The 21,985-nt window shown below is 64.6% G+C and carries 14 protein-coding genes; 10 read left to right on the top strand and 4 right to left on the bottom strand.

Features of this window, described 5'->3' with window-relative positions; genetic code table 11:
* The first annotated feature begins 1 nt into the window (after window position 1).
* The 5 genes from UC34_RS07370 to dxs are packed head-to-tail and all read left to right on the top strand — an operon-like array spanning window position 2 to window position 6,708.
* Window positions 2-766 (top strand): phosphocholine cytidylyltransferase family protein, encoded by a 765-nt coding sequence (locus tag UC34_RS07370; RefSeq protein WP_044455015.1) that lies wholly within the window; start codon window positions 2-4, stop codon window positions 764-766.
* Window positions 763-2,472 carry a phosphoenolpyruvate mutase gene (aepX, locus tag UC34_RS07365; protein ID WP_044455013.1) on the top strand — a complete coding sequence of 570 codons (1,710 nt, stop codon included), beginning with the start codon at window positions 763-765 and terminating at the stop codon, window positions 2,470-2,472. The genes UC34_RS07370 and aepX overlap by 4 nt, the downstream gene beginning before the upstream one ends.
* Entirely contained in the window at window positions 2,465-3,652 is a 1,188-nt protein-coding gene (gene aepY, locus UC34_RS07360; RefSeq protein ID WP_044455011.1) for a phosphonopyruvate decarboxylase, read from the top strand. Before aepX ends, aepY begins: the two co-directional genes overlap by 8 nt.
* A 45-nt stretch (window positions 3,653-3,697) precedes the next feature.
* Entirely contained in the window at window positions 3,698-4,780 is a 1,083-nt protein-coding gene (locus tag UC34_RS07355; protein WP_044455009.1) for a 2-aminoethylphosphonate aminotransferase, read from the top strand.
* A 23-nt stretch (window positions 4,781-4,803) separates the two neighbouring features.
* Window positions 4,804-6,708: a 1-deoxy-D-xylulose-5-phosphate synthase gene (gene dxs / locus UC34_RS07350; protein ID WP_044455007.1), complete on the top strand. Its 1,905-nt coding sequence runs from the start codon at window positions 4,804-4,806 to the stop codon at window positions 6,706-6,708.
* Between the two features lie 82 nt (window positions 6,709-6,790).
* Here the strand turns inward: dxs and UC34_RS07345 are convergent, their stop codons facing one another.
* Window positions 6,791-10,549, bottom strand: coding sequence for an autotransporter outer membrane beta-barrel domain-containing protein (locus UC34_RS07345; protein ID WP_052810933.1), 3,759 nt, complete (start codon window positions 10,547-10,549; stop codon window positions 6,791-6,793).
* Window positions 10,550-10,835: 286 nt separating this feature from the next.
* On the bottom strand, window positions 10,836-13,487 hold the full coding sequence (hpnN, locus tag UC34_RS07340) for a hopanoid transporter HpnN (RefSeq protein WP_044455005.1): 2,652 nt from the start codon (window positions 13,485-13,487) through the stop codon (window positions 10,836-10,838).
* A gap of 286 nt (window positions 13,488-13,773) precedes the next feature.
* Between hpnN and UC34_RS07335 the strand changes: the two genes are divergently transcribed.
* From UC34_RS07335 to UC34_RS07315, 5 genes are all read left to right on the top strand, one after another.
* On the top strand, window positions 13,774-14,415 hold the full coding sequence (locus UC34_RS07335; RefSeq protein ID WP_044455003.1) for an MlaC/ttg2D family ABC transporter substrate-binding protein: 642 nt from the start codon (window positions 13,774-13,776) through the stop codon (window positions 14,413-14,415).
* Between the two features lie 357 nt (window positions 14,416-14,772).
* The gene (ispH, locus tag UC34_RS07330) at window positions 14,773-15,732 is read left to right on the top strand and encodes a 4-hydroxy-3-methylbut-2-enyl diphosphate reductase (RefSeq protein WP_044455001.1); all 960 of its coding nucleotides are present in this window, start codon (window positions 14,773-14,775) and stop codon (window positions 15,730-15,732) included.
* Window positions 15,733-15,755: 23 nt separating this feature from the next.
* Entirely contained in the window at window positions 15,756-16,877 is a 1,122-nt protein-coding gene (gene hpnH, locus UC34_RS07325) for an adenosyl-hopene transferase HpnH (protein WP_044454999.1), read from the top strand.
* Complete coding sequence (hpnA, locus tag UC34_RS07320) at window positions 16,878-17,873, top strand: hopanoid-associated sugar epimerase (RefSeq protein WP_044454997.1); 996 nt, start codon at window positions 16,878-16,880, stop codon at window positions 17,871-17,873.
* Window positions 17,870-19,072, top strand: coding sequence for a glycosyltransferase (locus UC34_RS07315; RefSeq protein WP_044454995.1), 1,203 nt, complete (start codon window positions 17,870-17,872; stop codon window positions 19,070-19,072). The genes hpnA and UC34_RS07315 overlap by 4 nt, the downstream gene beginning before the upstream one ends.
* Before the next feature lie 24 nt (window positions 19,073-19,096).
* On the opposite strand, the gene UC34_RS07310 is transcribed toward UC34_RS07315, so the two are convergent.
* Both UC34_RS07310 and shc read right to left on the bottom strand, forming a co-directional pair.
* Window positions 19,097-19,792, bottom strand: a complete 696-nt coding sequence (locus UC34_RS07310; RefSeq protein WP_044454993.1) for a phosphorylase — start codon at window positions 19,790-19,792, stop codon at window positions 19,097-19,099.
* Between the two features lie 182 nt (window positions 19,793-19,974).
* On the bottom strand, window positions 19,975-21,948 hold the full coding sequence (gene shc, locus UC34_RS07305) for a squalene--hopene cyclase (RefSeq protein ID WP_044457871.1): 1,974 nt from the start codon (window positions 21,946-21,948) through the stop codon (window positions 19,975-19,977).
* Between the last annotated feature and the right edge of the window lie 37 nt (window positions 21,949-21,985).

The raw sequence follows: 21,985 nt of genomic DNA, 5'->3' as shown, positions 1-21,985 counted from the left end.
CATGCGGGCCATTATTCTCGCAGCAGGCATGGGCCTGCGTTTGCTCCAGCCCGAAGACCAGCAGTCGCCCAAGTGCCTGTTGAAGTTCGACGGCATGTCGCTGCTCGAGCGCCACCTTCGCATGTTGGCCGCGGCCGGCATCACGGACGTCGTGCTCGCGCTCGGTTTTCATCACGAGCAAGTCAGCCGGGAACTCGACCGTCTTGACTGGACGCCGCGCCCCAAGATCTACCTCAACCCGGAATTCAACCTGGGCAGCGTGCTGACGCTGCATGTCACGGCCGAAGCGATGACCGCCGGGGGCGACGTGCTCGTCATGGACGCCGACGTGCTGTACGACCAGCGCATTTTCAACGCGCTCGTTGCGGGCAAGACCGCGAACCGCCTGCTGATCGACCGCGATTTCGAAGTGGGCGACGAGCCGGTCAAGTTGTGCCTGCGCGATGGCGTGCCCGTCGAGTTGCGCAAACAGGTCATGGTCGGCCTGGAATACGACACCGTAGGGGAATCCGTCGGCTTCTTCCGGTTCAACGAGGCCACGGCCACACGTCTGGCCGAGATCACACGCGATTACGTCGAATCGGGCCGCGCCAAGATGCCGCACGAAGAAGCGGTGCGCGACCTGCTGCTCGAGCGCGGCGCGCAATTCGAAACGGCGGATGTCACGGGTTTCCCGTGGATCGAAATCGACTACCCTGAAGATGTGAAGCGTGCTGCCGAGGAAGTGCTGCCGCAACTTGAACCGCTCACGATGGTGTCCGAATGAACGCTCCCGACGCATTCTCCCTCCCGCCGAGCGCGACACGCGCGGCGCAGCTGCGCGCCATGCTGCGCAGCAACCAGCTCGAATTCCTGATGGAAGCCCACAACGGCATTTCCGCACGCATCGTGCGCGAAGCCGGCTTCAAGGGCATCTGGGCGTCCGGCCTGACCATCTCGGCGCAGTTCGGCGTTCGCGACAACAACGAAGCCAGCTGGACACAGGTCGTCGACAACCTCGAATTCATGGCCGACGCCAGCGATCTGCCGATCCTGCTCGACGGCGACACCGGTTACGGCAACTTCAACAACATGCGACGCCTGGTGCGCAAGCTGGAGCAACGCGGTATTGCCGGCGTGTGTATCGAGGACAAGGTCTTCCCGAAGACGAACAGTTTCATCGGAGGCGAGCGTCAGCCGCTGGCCGACATCGATGAGTTCTGCGGCAAGATCAAGGCGGGCAAGGACTCGCAGGCGGATGACGATTTCTCGATCGTCGCGCGCGTCGAAGCGCTGATCGCCGGGTGGGGCATGGAAGAAGCGCTGCGCCGTGCCGAGGCCTATCGTCAGGCCGGCGCCGACGCAATCCTGATCCACAGCAAGCTCAAGCGTGCCGACGAAATCGTGCAGTTCGCGCGCGAATGGGACAATCGCTGCCCGCTCGTGATCGTGCCGACGAAGTACTACAGCACGCCGACCGACGTGTTCCGCGAAGCCGGCATCAGCCTCGTGATCTGGGCGAACCACCTCCTGCGCGCAGCCACCTCGGCCATGCAGAACGTGGCCGCCGAGATTTATCGCAACGAAACGCTCGTGAACGTCGAAGATCGCATTGCGACCGTCGACGAGATCTTCCGCCTGCAGGACGCGGACGAGTACACCCAGGCCGAAGACCGCTACCTGTCTGCCGCCAACGCGCCGCGCTCGGCCATCGTGCTCGCGGCGAGCCGCGGCAAGAACCTCGAAAGCGTGACGACCGACCGTCCGAAGGTCATGTTGCCGGTCGCCGGCAAACCGCTGCTGCGCTGGCTGGTGGACGGCTTCAAGAAGCAGAATGTGAACGACATCACCGTCGTTGGCGGCTATCGCGCCGACGCCATCGACACGGCCGGCATCACGCTCGCGATCAACGAGCGGCACGCCGAGACGGGTGAGCTGGCCTCGCTCGCTCGCGTGGCCAACGCCTTCACACAAGACACCGTGATTTCATACGGCGACTTGCTGTTCCGCAGCTACATCGTGCGCGATCTGGTCGAGAGCGACGCCGACTTCACCGTTGTGGTCGACTCCACCGCGGCACCAGCGGCCAATGCGGCCAACGCCAGCGTGCGCGACTTTGCGTACTGCTCGTCGGGCGACGATCGCGGCCTGTTCGGCCAGCAAGTGCGGCTCGAGAAGATCAGCGGCGACAGTGCTGACGCCGGACGCGCCCCGAACGGCCGCTGGATCGGCCTGCTGGGCGTACGCGGCGAGGCCGGCCGTGCCCAACTGCAACGTGTTTTCGCCGCCTTGCAGACGCGCGCCGACTTCGACCAGCTTGGCATGCCGGAGCTGATCAACGCGCTGGCGGCCGATGGCGCCAACATCGAAGTGCAGTACGTGCATGGTCACTGGCGCGGTGTGAACGACATGGAAGAGTTCCGCCGTGCGGCGGACTTCGCCCATGGTCAGACGCCGCTGGCCGGTGTTGCTCCGGAGACGCAAGGTGATTGAGGCAGGACAGTTCGTCGAAGCCGCGCGCGAGCACGGCTTCATCTGGTACACCGGCGTGCCGTGCTCGTTTCTCACGCCGTTCATCAACTACGTGCTGCAAGACCCGACCCTGCACTATCTGTCGGCCGCCAACGAGGGCGACGCCGTCGCCATCGCGGCCGGCGTCACGGCAGGCGTTGGCAGTCGCGCACGCGCGGTGACGATGATGCAGAACTCGGGACTCGGCAATGCCGTGAGCCCGCTCACGTCGCTCACGTGGACCTTTCGTCTGCCCCAGTTGCTGATCGTGACGTGGCGCGGCCAGCCGGGCATCACCGATGAGCCGCAACATGCGCTCATGGGACCGATCACCCCGGCGATGCTCGACCTCATGGAAGTGCCGTGGGAGTTGTTCCCGACCGAGCCGGCCGCCATCGGTCCGGCGCTGGCGCGAGCGGTGCGTCACATGGACGAGACCGGTCGCCCCTACGCACTCGTGATGCAAAAAGGCAGCGTGGCGCCGTTCCCGTTGCAACCGGCCGAGCGCCCGACGCGACCGGCGCAGCCCGCGCCGGTATCCCTCATGCGCGGTGTCGCGCCATCGGAGATGCCCACGCGGCGCGACGCCCTTACCCGCGTCATCGCGCATACGCCGCTCGACGGCACCGTGGTGCTGGCCTCCACCGGCTTCTGTGGACGCGAACTCTACGCGCTCGACGACCGCGCCAACCAGCTTTACATGGTGGGCTCGATGGGATGCGTCACGACGCTCGCGCTGGGCCTGGCACTCGCACGTCCCGACCTGCGCGTGGTCGCGCTCGACGGTGACGGCGCTGCGCTCATGCGCATGGGCGCGTTCGCCACCTTGGGCGCTTACGGTCCGTCGAACCTCGTGCACCTGCTGCTCGACAACGCGTCGCATGATTCGACCGGCGCGCAAGCCACGGTTTCACCGACGGTGTCGTTCGCCGGGGTGGCCGCGGCGAGCGGGTATGCCCTTGCGCTCGAAGGCGACACGCTCGATGTCATCGAGCAACTGTTCGACGGCCGCAGCGCCAGCCTGAACGACGGCCCCCGCTTCGCCTGCCTGAGCACGCGTCCAGGCACGCCCGACGGCCTGCCACGTCCGAGCGTCACGCCGGAAGCCGTCAAATCGCGTCTGATGGCCCACATTGCACAACACGCTCAGGCGCAGGCCTGAGCGCCCCCTTTCCCTTTGAACGACATCTGCCGAGGAAGCTTCGCCATGCTGTTATTGAATCCGGGCCCCGTTACGCTGACCGAGCGCGTTCGCAAGAGCCTGCTGCAACCCGATCTCTGCCACCGCGAGCCTGAATTCTTCGACCTGCAAGACGAAGCCCGCGCACGGCTAACCGCCGTCTACGGCCTGGATCCGGCCGTATGGACGCCGGTGCTCATGACCGGTTCGGGCACGGCGGCGGTCGAGAGCATGACCGCCGGCCTCGTGCCGGAGAACGGTCGCCTGCTGATCGTCGAGAACGGCGTGTATGGCGAACGCATCTCGCAGATCGCCAAGCAGTACCGTATCGATCACGACGTCATTCATTTCGAGTGGATGCAAGCGCCCGACCTGGCGCAGATCGTCGCCAAGCTCGACGCGGCGGATGCGGCGGGTAAGCGCCCGTACACCAACGTGGCGATCATCCATCACGAAACCACGACGGGCCGCCTGAACGACCTGACGGGCATTGCCAGCGCCTGCCGCGAACGCGGCATCGACCTGCTGGTCGACGGCGTGAGCAGCTTCGCCGCCGAGGCCATCGATTTCAACGATTCGGGCATCGTGGCGGTCGCCGCGACGGCCAACAAGTGCGTGCACGGCGTGCCGGGCGTATCGTTCGTGCTCGTGCGCAAAGACGCCCTTGCCAAAGCGCACAGCCGCACCTACTACCTCGACATCGCGCGTCTTGCGAAGCTGCAAGCCGAGCGCAACACGCCCTTCACGCCGTCCGTGCAGGCCTACTACGCGCTCGTCGAGGCCCTGCGTGAGCTGGACGACGCCGGCGGCTGGCAAAAGCGTCATGCTCACTACGGCGCACTCGCCGAACAGGCGCGCGCCGGACTGGCTGCGCTGGGCATCGACAGCGTGCTGCCGCCTAACGAATCGTCGGTCGTGCTGCGCGCCTACAAGCTTCCGGCGGGTGTCGACTACCCGCGTCTGCATGACTGGCTCAAGGCCGACGGTTTCGTGATCTACGCCGGCCAGGGCGGTCTGTCGAAGGAACTGTTCCGTATCTCCACGATGGGCAATCTCACCGCCGCCGACATCGATCGCCTGCTGGCCTCCTTCGCCAGACTGGTGAAGTGAGCCTCGGGGACGCACGCCAAGCCATGACCGATTTGCTAGCCAGCCTCTCCTCCCCGACCGAACTGCGCGCACTGTCGCGCACAGAATTGCGACGTGTGGCCGACGAACTGCGCGCCTGCGTGCTCGAGAACGTCTCGCGCACGGGCGGGCATCTGTCGTCGAATCTGGGCACCGTCGAGCTGACGATTGCGCTGCATTACGTCTTCGACACGCCCAACGACCGGATCGTATGGGACGTGGGCCATCAGACCTACCCCCACAAGATTCTGACCGGCCGGCGCGAAGCGATGCCGACGTTGCGTCAGTGGCAAGGGCTTTCCGGCTTCCCGAAGCGCGACGAGTCGCCTTACGACACGTTCGGCACGGCGCATTCGAGCACGTCGATTTCGGCCGCGCTCGGCATGGCGCTGGCCAGCAAGGTCAAGGGCGAGAAGCGTCACGCGATTGCCGTGATCGGCGATGGCGCGATGACGGCAGGCGAAGCATTCGAGGCGCTGAACAACGCGGGCGTCTATGACGATCTGCCGTTCCTCGTTGTGCTCAACGACAACGACATGTCGATTTCGCCGCCCGTGGGCGCGCTCAATCAGTACCTTACGCGCCTGATGTCCGGCCAGTTTTACTCGGCGGGCAAGGAAAGCGTGCGTCAGCTGCTGCGCAATGCGCCCGCGCCGATGCGCGAGCTTGCCCACAAGCTCGAAGAACATGCGAAGGCCATCGTGTCGCCGACCGGCCCGATGTTCGAGGAATTCGGCTTCAATTACCTCGGCCCTATCGACGGTCACGACCTCGACGCCCTTATCCCCGCGCTGGAGAACATCAAGGCGCTCAGAGGCCCGCAATTCCTGCACGTCGTCACGCGCAAAGGTCGCGGCTACAAGCTTGCCGAGGCCGATCCCGTGCTGTATCACGGCCCGGGCAAATTCAACCCGAGCGAAGGCATTCGTCCGGCCGCCCCGGGCACCGTCTCGGCCAAGACTTATACGCAGGTCTTCGGCGAATGGCTGTGTGACGCTGCGGCGGCAGACCCGCGCGTCGTCGGCATTACGCCGGCGATGCGAGAGGGTTCCGGTCTGGTCGAGTTCGAGAAGCGCTTCCCGGATCGTTACTACGATGTCGGCATTGCCGAGCAGCATGCCGTCACTTTCGCCGGCGGATTGGCGACCGAAGGCCTCAGGCCGGTCGTGGCGATTTACTCGACGTTCCTGCAACGCGGCTACGACCAGTTGATACACGACGTGGCCTTGCAGAACCTGCCCGTCGTCTTCGCGATCGACCGCGGCGGTCTGGTTGGTGCGGACGGTGCGACGCACGCGGGCGCCTACGACATGGCTTACTTGCGCTGCGTGCCGAACATGGTGGTCATGGCGCCAGCCGACGAAAACGAGTGCCGTCAGATGTTGGAGACGGCGCTGGGCATCGAGGGGCCGAGCGCCGTGCGCTATCCGCGCGGGACCGGCCCGGGTGTGAAGACCGAGCCCGGCCTTTCCACGCTGCCCGTGGGCCGGGCGCAGACGCGTCGCCAAAGCGCCGCCCCGGCGGGTCGTCGCGTCGCGATTCTGGCATTCGGCTCGATGGTCGCGCTCGCGGAACAGGTCGCGAACGACTTCGACGCCAGCGTGGTCAACATGCGCTTCGTGAAGCCAATCGACGAGACGACGGTGCTCGACATGGCGCGCACGCACGACCTTGTCGTGACGCTGGAAGAAGGCGCCGTGATGGGCGGCGCGGGCACCGCATGCATCGAAGCGCTGAATGCGAACAACGTGCTGGCGCCGGTGCTGCAACTGGGCCTGCCCGACACGTATATCGATCAGGGGACCCCTGCGCAGCAACTCGCCTCCGTGGGCCTCGATGCCCCGGGGATCGCCGCATCGATCCGCCGCGCGCTGGCCGAGCGGCTCGGTGGCAAGGTCGAGGCGGTTTAACGTGTCCTGAGGCGGTCTTCGGGCGGTCCGTCCCCCACCCGCCCGCCATGGGTGCGGCGTCGGACACCGCGCGTCGGGCGCATTACCAGGTGTACTTGACACCCGCGCGCACGGCGAGTTGCCGGTAGTCCTGCTGCCCCCACGATCCCGACACGTTCGCCCATCCGGTCCATCGCTTGCCAAACAAGGCATTGAGCCCCAGTTTCGCCTCGAACCGATCGCGCGGGTACATGGTGCCCAGCGGAAGTGCGTTGAACGAGACCGAACTGTCGGTCGTCGTACGCCACCAATTGAACGTGAAATACGGCTGAAACCGGCGCCCATCGTCACGCACCCAGGTGCGGTGCGTGCGAATGCCGAGTCGCGTCACGAGGCCCGACGAGTTGGCGCCGCCGATTCGCGTGCCGTTGGGCTCAGTGAAATCGTTCTCGTGATAGTCGATGTAAATGATCTGCGCCTGAGGCTCCACGACCCAGTCGTCGCGCAGGGGAATCGCATAGCCCGCTTCGCCCGACACCGCGACGCCGCCGGCGTGATAGCGCGCAGCATCGAGCGTGTCGCCGTCGACCCGATTGTTGAACCACCCGATTTGCGCCCAGGTGTCGACGTACGCGCCAAGTTTGTGTTCGTCGTTCTGGTACCACGTCGCGTAGGCGCCAAGACTCCAGCCCTCCACCTTGCCCTGTGCATGCGCCGGGTTTCCCTGTGCCGTGGCGTTGCTGTTGGCCGTGCCGTAGCTGAGCATGCCACCCACGTGAATCCGGTCGGTCTCGCTGAGCACCGACCAGTCGGCGAACTCGAGACCGCCGTGGAGCAGGAACGCGTTAGTGCGTACATTGAACAGCCCGTTGGCGCTCTGCGAGCGCTCCCACCGCCCGACCATGCGCAACCAGCCGGATTTCGGTTTGTCGGATGCTTCATCGTCCGTGCGCGTCATGTTGAAACCCTGCTCGTTGACGGACTGCGGTTCGCCGAGCCGGTCGTGCAGACTGTGCACGAACATCTGCCCCGCCAGCCGCTGATTGGCCAGATACGCCGCGATTTCCGGCCGGTAGAGCGGCGCGGGATCCGGTTCGCGGTCCGAACGCAGGTACCACACGTTGGTGCCTGAGCCGTCTTCGGCACCACGGAACAGACGATATTCGTACGGGCCCGCCACGACGCGACGGTCCAGGGTAAATGCGCCGCTATCGCTTGCCGATGGCGCCGTGCTCAGGATGTCGACCAGGGCGATGCCGTTTCCCGTCGTCAGCGCGCCATCGCCACCCACGTTGTTCACACGAATTCGTGTCGCACCCCCGTTGCCCGTGGACGCGGCATCGACGACCAGCATGTCCGAATGGCTGTTCGCGCCGCCTTCGTTGAGCACGCTGTTGAGCATCAGACGACCGCCGTTGGAGACATATTGCCCGCCGCCGTAGGTGCCGGCGGTCCGGGCGCCGGAAATCACGAGCACGTTGCCAGCCACGCTGTTGCCGCCACCGCTCACGTCGACGATGCCGCCGTTCGTGAAGGTGCTCACACCCAACAACTGGCCCTGAACGGGACCGCCCGCTGCGGGCATATTGAACTGCTGGCCGAGCGGCAGATACGCCCCAGTCGCGTCGAATGTGGTGACGCCGGTGGCCGGTTGTGCCGCGAGCGACAGGACACCGTTGTTGACGATGGCGTTGCCCGCGCCCGCTCCGAAGTCGTTGGTCGCCACGCGCCAGGTGTCTCTGAGGCCGCCGCCCGTGGTATCGACGTAGTTGCGCAGCACCCACGTGCCGGTGTTGTTGAGCGTCGTCGTTGCGCCGGTGGCCGTGACCAACCCGGTCATCTGCCCGCTGTTGTCGACCGACAGGCGTGTGCCGGCGGTACTTGCGTCGCCACGAATGGCAATGTCGCTCAACGCCCCGATGCTCCCGGCGTTGGCGACCGATTGCGTAGCGCCGCTGACCTGAATCCCGGCGCTCGTTCCCCAACCGGCCGAGATGGCCCCCGCGTTATTGACGCTCACGCTGGCGGTCGTCGTTTGCGCATCGATCCCGGAGGAACCGGTGCCGACGGTGGAAATGGCACCGGCATTGCTCACGGACACCGTGCCGCCGCCCGAGGAATTCGCCCAGATGCCCTGTGCGCCGGATGCCCCTGACGTCTGAATCGGCCCCTCGTTGACGATGAACTGTGCGCCCGTGCCCGTCGTGGTTCGAATGCCCTGTTGCAGATTGCCACGGGCGCGCAGCGTTCCTGTGCTGGTGATGAAAACGTCGCCAAATCCCTGACCGCCGAGATAGGCATTGCTTCCCAGAATCGCCGCACCGCTTCCGTTGACGTCGATCAGCGGGCCTGTGTTCTGAATCACGACGTCGGCCCCCTTGCTCAGCCCCTGGATACCGAAGGATCCTGTGCCGGAGCCATCTCCGCCTCCGGCATCCGAATGCGTGATGATGGTGCCTTGAGAACGAATGGTGACGGTGCCATCCACGGCGCCGGTCGTCGCATAGATGCCGTTGGCGTTCGAGTTGAAAGTCTCGATGCGCGCGCCGGTGTAGGTGATGTCGACGTTGCCCGCCGTCGCGGCGTCGATCCGGATGCCGCCGGCGCCGCTCCCGTGCGCTTCGATGGATCCGCCGTAGTTCACGCTCGTATGCCCGCTTCCCGCGCTCACGATGATCCCGTAGCCGCGCCCCGCCGTGGGACTGCCTCGCACGAGAATGTCGCCATTGCCGGTCACCGAGACCTCGCCGGTGCCCTGCGAGAGCACATTGATGGCCCGGGAGCCCGTGTCGTCGGCGGTCGTGCCCACGGAAATCGCCCCGCGATTGTCGATCGAGACGGCCCCATTGCCTGTCGTGCCGTTGGTGACATAGATGCCGTGCCCGCCGCCGCCGGACGTATCGATGTTTCCCAAGTTGACGATCGTCACACTCCCGCCGGGCGATACGCCGCGAATGCCGAACCCGTTCACACCATTCGTCGTCAGCGAACCGCTGTTTTGTATCGTGACGTCGCCGCTGGTCGTCTCGGCAAACAGGCCGAATGCATTTCGCCCGATCGCCTGAACACGCGCGGCATTGTTGATCTGCGAACTTCCGTTGACCGACCGGGTGTGAACGCCTGCATGGTTGCCCTGCGAGGACGTATCGGTGTTGTCGACCACGAACGTCACGCCGTTGCCCACCTCTGCCAACGCGTTGCCGCTGCCCGTCGCCTTGACCCAGACGCCGTTGCCACCGACAACCGCAATGTTGCCGTTACCGCTGTGTGTGACCTGCGCGTTACCGCCACCACTGGCGTTGATGTCGATGCCGTCATGTTCGTTGCCAAGCACGCGGTTATCGATCGTCAGCGTAGTGCCCTGTGTGACGACAACGGAAGATGAACCGGCCGTTGCGTTGGCAATGGCAACGGCATCCAGTGCGGCGCCGGCGGCCGTGACGGCATTGACGCCGCCGTCGATGACAATGCGTGCGTCTGACGCCGGCGCCGTCCCGCCGGGATTCGTGATTTGCGTGTAAAGGCCGTTTAACGCCGAGGGTGGCGACGTCGATATCGCCGTTCCGGTGACGCTCAACGTTGCATTGGCGCCGACGCCCGTGGCGCGCAAGACATGCCCGGCGGTGGTCGAGAACGAGGTATTGGCTGTCGTGGATAGGCTCGAAGCAACGCCGGTCGCAGGCTGACAGAAATAGCCGGAAGTGTATTGCCCCGCGGGAATCACGCCGCATAACGCAGTCTGCGCATATCCGTCAGGACTGGCGACCAGCAGCGCAGCCGCATTGGTAATGGCAAGCGCAGAGATAGGACTACGAAGCAAGACGTTCGGCACCGTCCGGTGCATCACACGACAGAATCGCATTCGCCCCTCCTTTACCGGCTCACCGAAGCGCGAGCGAGCCGCAAGTTTTCAGGGCGATTATTAATCCAACGTCAAGCAATAAACAACCACTTCCGAAACCATCGAATCACGTAGTAATTTCAATGTTTTTTATAGTTAATCTTTAAACACATTTAACCAGAACATTAAAAATATAGTGATGATTCCTTGAGGGAAGCTACACGCATTGCCGGTGCGGCAGCCTCCTCGTTCAACGCGCGACATGCATCTCACGACACATCCCGGCGACACAGCATTGTGGCGACGATCAGCGTTGTGTCGGCGGCACCGCGCCCGTCTGCCCCGTCTGGCCCTTCGGCTTGCCCATGAGCACCGGCTGGAAGAACACCGCCCCGATGAGCGTGCAGACAAGCGACAGCGCCAACAGCTTGCCCATGCTCGACGTGCCCGGGTGATGCGACAGCCACAGGCTGCCGAATGCAATGCCGGTGGTCGCCGCCGACAGCACGATCGCCTGCGTCAGACCAGAAGCCAGCAACCGGTACTGGCCATGACGCCATGCGATCACGTAGTAAATCTTGAACGCCACGCCCACGCCCAGCAGCAACGGCAGCGCGATGATGTTCGCGAAGTTCAGCGGCAAACCGATCAGCACCGTGACCTCCAGCGTGACGGCCGCGGAGACCAGCAGCGGCACGAGGGTGCGCAGCACGTCCCCGAAATTGCGCAGCGCCAGCCAGAGCAGCAGCGTGATCGACAGCAACGCCCATATCCCCGCCTCGATGAACGCGCGGATGATGGTGTCCGCCGAGCGCAGAATCGAGATCGGGCCACCGACCGCGTCCGGGGTCGTGCGCAGCACGGCCTGCGTGAACTTGCGAAGCATCACGTCGTCGCTCGGATCGGCGCCCTTGGGCACGCGCGGAGAGATGTTCACGAGTGCGCGCCCATCGGCCGCGACCCACTGCGACGCGATGTCCTTGGGCAACGATTCGCGCGTCACAACTTGGGGTTGCAGCGCGTCGCGCAACTGACCGAGCGCCAGCTTCAGCGGTTCGGCAAACGCGCGCTCGGCGCGATCCCGGGTGGCCGAATCGGCTGCCGCGAGTTTGCGCAGCGCAGCCGCCAGACGTTGCGCTGACTTCGCGCCCTCGCCGGGATAATCGAGCGCAGCATCCTCCAACTGGCCCGCCGCCGTTTTCAGCGCGGAGACACGCGTGGCGTCCGGCACGGGCGCCAGCGGCGTCTGCGTGAGCACCGGCAGCAACGACTTCGCAGAAGCGGCAATCATCGCGATCTTGGCCGGCTGGTCAGACGGCAGGAAGGTCGTGAGCGTGACGACACGGCCGATTTCCGGCACGGCGCGCAGCTTCGCAGCTTCGGCGTCCGCCGCCGCCAGATCCGGGGTGAGCAACTGCACATCGTTGACACCTGCCTCAGGCGAGTTCGACAGATCGATGAGCGTTGCCATCGATTCGGTGTGCGGGTCTTTCAGGTGCAACGGGTTGAAATCGAAATGCAGATGCGCCAGAAGCGGCAGCCCGGCAATGACCAACGCCAACGTGCCGTAAAGCAACGGTTTGCGATGCTTCTCGGTGAAGTCGTCCACCGGGCCGAGGCTGCGGAAGCCGGGCGGACTCGCTTCGCCCTTGGGCTTGAAAACGCTGATGAGTGCCGGCAGCAACGTAATCGCCGACGGGAACGCAACACACAAAATCCCCACACCGGCGATCAGCCCCAGCTCCGATACGCCGCGATAATCCGTCGGCAGGAACGAGAAGAAGCTCGCCGCCGTGGCCGCCGCGGCCAGCGACAACGGCATCGCAATCGCCTTGCCCGCGCCAGCGAGCGCACCGCGCAGCACGTCGTCGGTCGACGCCCCGCTCGCATGTTCGAGGCGATGACGCTCCTCGCGATAGCGCACGCCGAACTGAATCCCGAAATCCACTCCGATGCCCACGAACAGCACGGCGAACGCCACGGAAATCATGTTGAGCGCGCCCACCATCATGAGTCCGAGCGCGAAGGTGACGGCCAGGCCCGCGAGCAGGGTGATGAACACCGCGAGAATCATCTTGCCCGAGCGCACTGCCAGCCACAGCACCACGAGCACGGCCAGCAGGGTAATGACGGCGTTCGGTCCGGCGTCCTCGCGCACCGATGCGAATTCCTCGTCCGACAGGGGACGCGGCCCTGTGAGGCGCACCGTCGCGCCGTAACGCTCGGCAAGCTTCAGATCGGCGACGGCGTCACGAATGCGCGTGGCGGCATTGGCGCCCGCCTCCAGTGAGGCGTAATCGAGCACCGGCTGCACCTGCACGTAGCTGCGCGCGACCGTGTCGGGGGCAACCAGCGCACGCCACGACATGCCTGCCGGGCGGTTCGCGAGCACGGCCTCCGAGGTATCGGCCGCATTGTCGAGCAGGCGCGTCATGTCGGAGAGCTTCACCTGCCCCGTGAGCAGAGGCGTCTGCAACGTCACCGACAGCAGGTTCGACAGCCCCGCGAGGCTCGGGTCCTGGGCCAGACGGTTGAGCAGCGGCTTCGCGTCTTCGAGCTTGCCGGTGAGCGACTTCACCTCATCGGTCGAGGCGAACAGCAAGGCGTTATGCGCGAAAAAATCGCCCGCACCGGGACGGCTGACGTTACGGAAAACGTCCGTCTCCGTCTCCAGCTTGCTTGCCAGCGCTGCCGCAGCCTTGTCGGCGAACTCCGCCGAGGGCGCCTGCACGACGGCCAGCGTCAGATCGGTCTTCTGCGGGAAGGCGCGGTCGATCTCGCGTCCGCGCTCGGCCGCCGGGGTATTCAGATCGATCAGGCTCGAGATGTCGGTGTTGATCGCGAAGTGCTTCGCGACGTACACACAACTGGCCACCACGAGCAGCAGCGAAGCGAAGATGACCGGGTACGCGTGCTTCGCCGAAAAACGGACGATGCGCACGACGAGCGAAGTCAGCATGGAGCGATTCCGGAAGAAAGTGGATGTCTCACCGTCGGATCCGACGCGTTTCCTGTCGATCGAGCCATACGGCACGAAAGCGCTGGCGAAAGTGGTAACGAAAGGTTAAACAATCGCGCAAATCAGGAACCAATCGCGGCCGATGACCGTCGATCAGCGCAAGGAAAGCGACAAAAACGATGAAATCGTGAATTTACAAAATCGCAGCAGTATACAGGGGCCGGGTGGGCATCACGTGCACTACACTACGGCCTGCTCCGAATTCAATTGAATAAGACAATCTGGCATGAATAAATTTCTGGTGACGGTTGCCGCCGTGGCACTGAGCGGCATCGGCGGCGCATCGAGCGCCTGGGCACAGGCAAGCGCCAATCCGAACGACATGGTGAAGACGGCCGTCGAGACGGTCGTCAAGGGCGTGAAGGCGGACCCCGCCGCCAAGACGGGCGACGTCAACGCCACCGCGCGCGTCGTCGCGCGCGACTTTCTGCCGTATGCCGACTTCCTGCGCACCACGCGCTACGCCGTCGGCCCGAAAGTCTTCGATGCCGCCACGCCCGAGCAGCAGAAAAAGGTCTTCGACGAGTTCCAGCAACTCCTGGTGAACACCTTCGCATTGCAGCTCTCGCAGGTGCGCGGCAACGACATCTCGTTCAAGTTCGATCCGGCCAAACTCACGGCCAACAGCACCGACGTCGTGGTCGGCGCCACGGTCAGCGGTCCGGGCGACAACCTCTCGGTCGCGTACCGTCTGGCCAAGACCGACAAGGGCTGGAAGATCTACGACATCAACATGATGGGCGAGAACGTGGCCAACGCCTGGCTGATCCAGTTGTATCAGCCCCAATTCAAGGCGCGCATCGCGCAGGGCGGCATCGACAGCCTGATTGCCTACCTGCACGAGAAGAACGCACGTTTCGGCAAATAAAATCAAAGATTTAGCATTTCAGATCGTGCGCCGCCGGGGTGCACTCGGCGCGCGTTCGGCGGCGCGTTACCCTGATCGCGACGGAATCCGCACAGATGGGCGCCAGTTAGCTGCCGTTTCGTCAACATTTTCGCAACAGTTGCCGATGTCTCGCCACAAGGGGTCATCAGCAATATTTGGCGGTGGCGGTTACAATCGCTGCTTGTCAAACGACCGGACGGCGGTCCCCCCGCGGGTGCACGCGATTTGCCATCGAAACTGGCCTTGCGCGCGCCATGAAGTCACCCCCTCGGGATGTGGCGAGCATGGGAGCCCGATAGATACCGCCATCCCGGCCGACCTGAGCCGGAGAGCTGAATGCAAGTCCTACTTGCCCAACCCCGCGGGTTTTGTGCGGGCGTCATACGTGCCATCGAGATCGTGGAACGCGCGCTGGAAAAATACGGCGCTCCGGTCTACGTTCGTCATGAGATCGTCCACAACAAGCATGTGGTCGACTCGCTCAAGGCGAAGGGTGCGCGCTTTATTGCCGAGTTGTCCGAAGCCCCGGCGGGCGCTGTGACCATTTTCAGCGCCCACGGTGTGGCTCGCGTGGTCGAGCAGGAAGCCGAGATTCGCGGGCTGAAGGTACTCAACGCCACCTGCCCGCTCGTGACCAAGGTGCACATTCAGGGCAAAAACTACGTGTCCGCCGGACGTGAAGTCATTCTGATCGGACACGCCGGACACCCTGAAGTCGAGGGCACGATGGGGCAGATCGACGGCCCCGTGCATCTCGTTCAGACCGAAGACGATGTCGACGCCTTGCCGCTCGCCATCGACACGCCGGTCTCCTACGTGACGCAGACGACGCTGTCGGTCGACGAGACTCGCGGTATCATTGCTGCGCTGCAACGTCGCTTTACCAATATCGTCGGCCCGAATACCAAAGACATCTGCTACGCCACGCAGAATCGCCAGACCGCCGTGCGCGAGCTGTGCGAGCGCGTGGACGTACTGCTCGTGGTCGGGGCGACGAACAGCTCGAACTCGAACCGCCTGCGCGAAATCGGCTCCGAAATGGGGCTGCCGAGCTACCTCGTGGCCGATGGCTCCGAGGTAAATCAGGAATGGGTGCGCGGCAAGGCCCGCATCGGCATCACCGCAGGGGCGTCCGCGCCCGAGCGCATGGTCGAAGACGTGATCGAAGCGCTGCGTCGCATCGACACGGTCGAAGTGACTCTCATGGACGGCATCGAGGAAACCATCCAGTTCCGCTTGCCGTCGGAATTGACCAAAGACGAGCCGGTCGCCGCACGCCACGCGGTCGCTGGCTAACGCTATACGAACAGGAGCCGAACTTGGCCATCCCCTTCCTGCAACAGGCGTATGTTGGCGCCTACCTGATGAAGCAACGCCTCAAGGGCGTCAAGCGTTACCCGTTGGTGCTGATGCTCGAACCGCTGTTTCGCTGCAATCTCGCCTGCTCGGGCTGCGGCAAGATCGACTATCCGGATCCCATCCTGAACCAGCGCGTCTCGCTCAAGGACTCGCTCGACGCGGTGGACGAATGCGGCGCACCGGTGGTTTCGATCGCCGGCGGCGAACCGCTGCTTCACAAGGAAATGCCGCAGATCGTCAAGGGCATCATCGAGCGCAAGAAGTTCGTCTATCTCTGCACGAACGCCCTGTTGCTGGAGAAGAAGATCGACGACTACGAGCCCAGCCCGTTCTTCGTGTGGTCGATTCACCTCGACGGCGACCGTGAAATGCACGACGCCGCCGTGTCGCAGGAAGGTGTGTACGACCGCGCCGTGGCCGCCATCAAGCTGGCGAAGTCGCGCGGTTTCCGTGTGAACATCAACTGCACGCTGTTCAACAACGCCGATCCGGAGAAGGTCGCCAAGTTCTTCGATTCGACGAAGGACCTGGGCCTCGACGGCATCACCGTGTCGCCGGGCTACGCCTACGAGCGCGCCCCGGACCAGCAGCACTTCCTGAACCGCTCGAAGACCAAGCAACTGTTCCGCGACATTCTCAAGCGCGGCAACGGCGGCAAAAACTGGACGTTCAGCCAGTCGAGCCTGTTCCTGGACTTCCTCGCCGGCAACCGCTCGTATCACTGCACGCCGTGGGGCAACCCGACGCGTACGGTGTTCGGCTGGCAGCGTCCGTGCTACCTGCTGGGCGAAGGCTATGCCAAGACGTACACGGAACTGATGAACACGACCGACTGGGACAAGTACGGTGTGGGCAACTACGAGAAGTGCGCCGACTGCATGGTGCACAGCGGCTTCGAAGCCACGGCCGTGAACGAAACGATTTCGCATCCGCTGCGTGCACTGGGTGTGGCGATCAAGGGCGTGCGCACCGAAGGCAAGATGGCGGAAGACATCTCGTTCGCCAAGCAGCGTCCGGCCGAGTTCGTGTTCTCGAAGCACGTCGAGATCAAGCTCGACGAGTTGCGCCGGGCCAAGGCGTAAATGCCGTCGCGAGTGCTGGTCACCGGCGCCTCCGGGTTCGTCGGTTCTGCGGTAGCACGTACGGCGCTCGCGCGCGGTCATGAGGTTCGCCTGCTGGTGCGTGGCACCAGTCCACGCGCGAACCTCGCCGACTTGCCCGTCGAAGTCGTGGAAGGCGACATGCGCGACGCGGACTCGATGCAACGCGCGCTCGCCGGCGTGGACGCCCTGCTCCACGTCGCCGCCGACTACCGTCTCTGGGCGAAAGACCCCAACGACATCATGCGGGCCAATATCGACGGCACGCGCACGGTGATGGAAGCCGCGCTGCGTGCGGGCGTCGAGCGCGTGGTCTACACGAGCAGCGTCGCCACGCTGCGCGTGCACGACGCCGTGGGCCCCGTCGACGAAACCTCTCCGAACGACGAAGCCACGACCATTGGCGTGTACAAGCGCAGCAAGGTCGCGGCAGAGCGTCTGGTCGAACGGATGATCGCCAACGACGGCCTGCCCGCCGTGATCGTCAATCCGTCCACGCCCATCGGCCCGCGCGACATCAAGCCCACCCCAACGGGCCGCATCATCGTCGAAGCCGCGCAAGGCAAGATCCCCGCGTTCGTCGATACGGGTCTCAATCTCGTACACGTCGACGACTGCGCGGAAGGTCACTTGCTCGCGCTCGAGCGCGGACGCATCGGTGAGCGCTACATCCTTGGCGGCGACGATGTTCTGCTGCGCGACATGCTGGCCAGCATTGCCGGGATGGTGGGACGCAAGGCGCCCAAGGTCGCGCTGCCTCGCTGGCCGCTTTACCCGCTCGCGATGGCCGCGCAAGGCGTTGCGCGCTTCACCGGCAAGGAGCCGTTCGTGACGGTCGACGGCCTGAAGATGTCGCGCTATCACATGTTCTTCTCTTCGGAGAAGGCCAGGCGCGAGCTGGGCTACACCGCCCGTGCCTATCCCGAAGGTCTGCGCGACGCGCTCACCTGGTTTGGTTCTGCCGGATATCTCTCATGACTGTTTTGGCCTGGATCGCCGCGCTGTCGCTGGCCATCTGGATCTACCTGCTGAGCTCGCAAGGCGGCTTCTGGCGCGCCCGCGAGCGCGACGATCTGGACGAAGATCGCCTGCCTGAACCGGCCGCATGGCCCCCTGTGGCCGTTGTGATCCCCGCACGTAACGAAGCCGAATCGATCGGTCAGGTCGTCGAGTCGCTGTGCCGGCAGGATTACGCCGGACGGCTGCGCATCGTCGTCGTGGACGACCAGAGCAGCGACGGCACGGCAGAACTCGCTCGCGAAGCGGCCGCCCGCGCCGCCGCCGACGGCTTTACGCGTCGTGTGGACGTACTGAGCGGCCAGCCGCTGCCCGGCGGCTGGACCGGCAAGATGTGGGCGGTGCGACAGGGCGTGGCGTTCGCGAGCGACCCGGCGACCAACGATGAGGGCGTCGCGCCCGACTATCTGCTACACACCGATGCGGACATCGCCCACTCGCCCGACAACGTGCGCCGTCTGGTCACACGGGCGACGGGAGATCACCGCGTGCTCGTCTCGCTCATGGCGAAGCTGCGCTGCACGGCATGGTTCGAACGCACGTTGATCCCGGCATTCGTGCTGTTCTTCCAGATGCTCTACCCCTTCTCGTGGGTCAACGATCCGAAGAAGAAGATGGCCGCGGCGGCTGGCGGATGCATGTTGATTCATCGCGCGTCGCTCGAAGCCGGTGGCGGCATCGAAGCGATTCGCGACGAAATCATCGACGACTGCGCGATGGGCCGCCTGCTCAAGAAGCAAGGCCCGATCTGGTTGGGGCTGACCGAGCGCGCGGTGAGCGTTCGCCCTTACGACAATCTCGGCGAGATTCGCAAGATGGTCTCGCGCACGGCGTATGCGCAGTTGCAGTACTCGCCGGTGCTGCTCGCGGGCACGATCGTGTCGCTGCTGCTCACGTTCATCGTGCCGCCGGTCATGACGATCTTCGGGTCGGGCATCGGCCAGTGGCTGGGCTTCTTCGCGTGGGTCGCCATGACGATTTCGTATCTGCCGATGCTGCGCTTCTATCGCCAGCCGTCGAGCTTCGGCCCGCTGTTGCCGCTCGTCGCGGCGCTCTATACCGTCTTCACGTTCGACTCGGCGCTGCAACACTGGCGCGGACGCGGCGGTATGTGGAAAGGCCGCGCACAAGCGCGCGGACAGCAGTCGTCGGACGCCTGATCGCCAACTTGCCTTGCGGTCCGCTCAGATCCCCGCCGCCTTCGCCCCGAACCCTTCGCCGAGCTTGAGCGCCACGACCTGACGACCAAACTTCATCGCCTGCTTCGCACGACCGGCGTCCTGTCCCACACGCAGCAGCGCGGGCAACTGGAACGGATTTCCGACAAGCGAGCGCAATACGCCGAAAATGTCGGTCGAACCGTCGCTGCGCATGCCGGCGAGCGCCGCCGGCGGCAACGAACGCTCTGCCGGATCGATCACGACCCGCGCCACCACGAACGGCAGGCCGTGTGCCTGCGCCACGCGAGCGACGATGTGCGATTCCATGTCCGCTGCCGCCGCGCCGCTCTCACGGAACAACGCCGCCTTGTCCGCGGCACTCACCACGGGGGCCGTCACACCGGCCACATCGGCGCGCAGCGCGCCCGGCATGGCGCGACGCAAGGCTTCTGCCCACGCGATGGACGTCAGAAACGCCCCCCCCTGCTGCGGCATGTCGAGCACCTTATGCGCGATGACCCACTGGCCCGGCTTCACGCCAGGGATCAGGCCGCCCGCCGTGCCGAAACTCACGAGACCGCGCGCCCCGTCGCGCGCAATCGCCGCCTCCAGTGCGTCGCCGAGCGTGTGGTTCTGCGCACAAACGACACGTACGCCATCGCCCCTGGCGATACGCGCCTCGAATGGCATACCGGTCACGACGATGATGGGCTGACTCATGCACTTCCTTTGCAAAATAGCGACAGTGATGCGAGAACGACGCGAGAGCGAAGATGGAGCGTACGACAATGGCCGCGACACGATGACCGGCGCCGGCCCCGAAACGAAACGCCCCGACGATCGACAGGAAAACGGTCGATGCCGGGGCGACGCATGACTGAAACAGGCGACGTACGTCTATCTTACATACCGCACGGCACCGGGCAATCGTTGCGCACCGTCAGATTGCGGTAGCGGGCGAGCGCCCACAGCGGGAAGAACTTGCGATAGCCGTGGTAGCGCAGGTAGAACACGCGCGGGAAGCCCGTGGCCGTGTAAAGTGCCTCGTCCCACAGGCCTTCGTCGTTCTGCGTGTTGAGCAGATAGTCGATACCGCGCTTGACCGCAGGATGGTCAGCCTTGCCCGCCGCCATCAGGCCCAGCAATGCCCACGCGGTCTGCGACGACGTGCTCGGCGCCGCCTCATATCCCTTGTATTCGAGCTTGTAGCTGTCGCCATCCTCCCCCCAACCGCCGTCGGCGTTCTGGATGGAGATGAGCCATTGCGCCGCACGCGCCATGGCCGGATGCTCAGGCAAGATGCCCGCCGCCGCGAGACCGCACATCGCCGACCACGTCCCGTACACGAAATTCATGCCCCAGCGGCCATACCAGCTGCCATCGGCTTCCTGATCGTCGAGAATGTACTTCAACGCCAGATCGGCCGAGGCCTTGCGCTCAGGTGACGGCGGCAGTTGCGCGAGCATCGAGAGGCATCGCGCGGAGACGTCGACGGTGGGCGGATCGAGCAGCGCGCCGTGATCCGAGAACGGAATGCTGTTCAGATAAAGGTGCGTATTTTCCGGCTCGAACGCGCCCCATCCGCCGTTACTGCTCTGCATGCCGATGACCCACTCCGTGCCGCGATCGATCGCATAACGCATCGGGTGTCGGCTCGCGTCGGCGCCATCGACCTTGAGGTTCTCGAACTTCCCGGACAACTTCTCGTAGCGGTCCATCGCCATCGCCACCACCGCCGTGTCGTCCACGTCCGGATAGTGCGGATTGGCGAACTGGAATGCCCACCCGCCCGGGCGCACGTTCGGACGACGCGAAATCCAGTCGCCGCGCACGTCGAGGATCTGCAACGGGATGAGCCATTCCAGCCCCTTGCCCGCCAGTTCGATGGCGCGCTTGTCGCCGGTCTCCAGCAACGCGTGCGCCGAGAGCGCGGTGTCCCACACTGGCGACAGACAGGGTTGGACGTACGTCTCGTGATCGGCCGGGGTCACCAGCTTCTCGACCGACCGGCGCGCGATGGCGCGGCTCGGATGATCTTCGGGATAGCCAAGCACGTCGTACATCATGACGGCATTGGCCATTGCGGGATAAATCGCGCCGAGGCCGTCCTCGCCGTTCAGACGCTCCTCCACGAACTCGACCGCACGCTTGACCGCCTTCTCACGCAGCTTCTTCGGGAAGAAGGGATCGAGTGCGCGCAGCACATGATCGACGCCCGAGAAGAACGTGAACCAGAATCGGCTCTGATGCGGCGCGCGCTTGGGCGGACCGACATCCTTGGGGCTGCCGATGAACAATTCGTCGATGCCCACGCCCTTCGGATTGCGCGCACGCGGACGCTTGGCCTGCAATACGAGCAACGGCACGATCACCGTACGCGCCCAGTAGGAGACCTTCGAGAGATGGAACGGGAACCACTGCGGCAACAGCATGATCTCGACCGGCATCATTGGCACCGCCTTCCACTCCAGTACGCCGTAAAGCGCGAGCAGAATGCGCGTGAAGACGTTCGAATTCTGCGCGCCGCCGCGCGAGAGGATCGCCTCGCGGGCGCGCACCATGTGCGGCGCGTCGAGCGGATCGCCGATCATCTTGAGCGCGAAATACGCCTTCACGCTCGCGCTCATGTCGAACTTGCCGTTGTGGAAAAGCGGCCAGCCACCGTGCTCGCCCTGGATACGACGCAGATACGCCGCCACCTTCGCTTCGAGTTCCGCATCGACCTTCTCGCCGAGATGGTGACGCAGCAGCACGTACTCGGCCGGAATCGTCGCGTCGGCTTCGAGCTCGAAGAGCCAGTGGCCGTCGTCCTGTTGCAGGTCGAGCAACGCAGTGATCGAGCGGTCGATGCCGGTCTCCAGCGTCTGTGTGGCCATTGCCGTACTCACCTTTTGGGCGAGTTCGGTATGCAGC

Origin of the sequence: Pandoraea vervacti (assembly GCF_000934605.2) — a bacterium.
Lineage (GTDB): Bacteria > Pseudomonadota > Gammaproteobacteria > Burkholderiales > Burkholderiaceae > Pandoraea > Pandoraea vervacti.
Note: the sequence above shows the minus strand (reverse complement) of the source record. Positions and strands in the feature narration are given on the sequence as shown.